Source organism: Tolypothrix sp. VBCCA 56010, assembly GCF_050875635.1.
In the GTDB taxonomy this organism is placed as follows: Bacteria; Cyanobacteriota; Cyanobacteriia; order Cyanobacteriales; family Nostocaceae; genus Hassallia.
In genome coordinates this window covers 1-2,180 of record NZ_JBPAOH010000317.1, presented here as the reverse complement: position 1 = coordinate 2,180, position 2,180 = coordinate 1, and the positions used below count along the sequence as shown (strand labels likewise).

Here is a 2,180-nt window from a genome sequence, read left to right as displayed (position 1 = left end):
TTGATTTCTTTGGCAACAACTATTTCAATTCCATCATCAAAGACAACGCCCTGGAAGCTGGATGGAAGACCCGCCGCTTTCCCACCGCCCCGCGCAACCTTCTAGGATTGTTCCACGATGAGAACCAGATCATCGGGCTACGGTTTGTCGGGATGACGTGCATCCTGGTTATCGACCTGGATAAGCTTTCTGCGTACAATCCCCATATTGACCCCGCTGAATACAACCGTTTATGCGGTGTCCTTGAAGACATCGGTCTGGTAGATCGGGTACTTGTGCAAAGCAGTTACAGTACCGGGAAGCATATTTTTATTGCCCTCCCGAACCCCGTCCCCAGCCACATGGCGGCGCAGTGCTTGACTGTCGTTCTGCAAAAAGCCGGATTCAGGATTACCAAGGGACAGCTTGAAATCTTCCCTAACCGTAAAGGCTGGTCAGAAGACAGTATCATCAATTACCACGGTCTTCGCCTGCCGTTGCAGCCCGATTCCGGCAGCTTTGTGTTAGACCCGTTTGACTTCACCCCCGTTCATAACGATTTAAACGCCTTTATCGGGGAGCTACAGCACAGCGCCGCCCGTCAGGACATGGAAACCTTCAAACGGGTCATGAAGGAAGCGTATGAGGGCTTTAAAGTCGAAAATAACGGCTATGTGAGAAGCATTTACGCCAACAATGTCGCCGGGTGGTATGAAGACCTGGTAACGCGCCTTACGCCAGGGTGGACGGGACACGGACAAACCAACGACCTGATCCCCGAAGCGGTAAAACTGTTTTTTGTGTTCAACAGGTTGGACGGTGAAGAACTGATCCAGCAAACCGCCGCCTTCATGCGTAAACTGCCAGGGTACGAACTTTATTGCCGCCACCAGCACGAACTGGAGCAGCGGGTCAAAGACTGGCTGAAATCCATCAAGAACCTAGGTTACTACCACTACGACGGCACATTTCGCCCCCGTGCCGGTGTGAACTACGGGGACACCGTAGCCCTGCACTGCGCCGCTTTAGGGCAGAGAGAAGACGGCAGATGCCACAATAAAGCCAATGAAAGCCGAAAGCAGACAGGACGAGACAAATTAGCCCAGGTGACAAGGCTCATCCGTCAAAACGTTCGTCAGGGCTTGATTACAGTTCCGCAAACGATCAGAGAGCGACTGAACCTGATTATCGCCACCGCAAAACAGCATTTTGGACAAGGATTCAGTATCCAGTTTCTGTACACCTGCAAGGGCTTGTTGCAAAAGCTATGGCGATTTATGGCAAGGACTTCACCAGAACCTAGCGCCCCCATAGCACAAGTGGAACCCGAACCTCTAGATACTTTACAAACCGTCATAACGCCCGAAGAAACCCTGAAACCCGCGCTAGAACAGGCGTTACCCGCTGTTTCTGAAGATGTGACACTGATTGAAAACCTTGAAACCCAGTCACAGAGCGGCGTAACTGGCATTCCTGACAATAATGAAGGTTGGGGTGTATCAACACCGCCTGCACAGGCGGCTGTTGATGAGCATCTTGTTGTTGAGTCTGTAAAGCCAGTAGTCCCCGTTGTTTTTTCTTACCCTCCTGATTTTCCTTCTTTCATCAAAGTGGGAGAGAAAGTTAAATTTCAGTCTCTTGTGACGACTGGGTGGCGAAAGGGAACGATCGTCAAGATTAATTTCATGCAAGGCTATTTTCTCAACTGTGTTGTCCAGTTTTACATTCGACAACGAAACGGGGAATGGGTTTCTCGTATTGCAGAAATTTATAATGACAACTGGATAAAACCACTTGGTTATTCTCCTGATAATCCTTCCCCTGGTTAGTTCTCATACTTAAGGGGTTAAGAGTGATAACCATAAGCAAGCCTTATTGTAAAAAAATTGAGCCGCGCCTTTTTTGACCAATAAGAAATTCTGATGAATCCGTTGACCTGACACCTAAAAAGCCAAGCTTCCTTTCATAAACAAGCAAAAAATGATCAATTCTTGTTTTCAAATATCTCAGGGGGAGTTTGAGGGGTCTGCAACCCCTCAAGAAGGTTCAGCAAAAGCGATGTTTATCGAAAGACCTTGAATTTCTGCCACTAATCTTTTTTTCGGCGGTTTGCGCGGCAGTTTGATGAGTTAGCGATCGCGCGGTAAGCCCCCACGATTAAACAAGTGATGGCGGAAGCGGCAGCAGGACTTGACCGGGAT

General features: G+C 48.9%; 1 protein-coding gene. It reads left to right on the top strand.

Annotated features, from left to right (window positions below):
• On the top strand, nucleotides 1-1,808 hold a 1,808-nt coding region (locus tag AABK37_RS41115; RefSeq protein WP_432557129.1), incomplete at its 5' end, for a hypothetical protein.
• Nucleotides 1,809-2,180 lie beyond the last annotated feature (372 nt).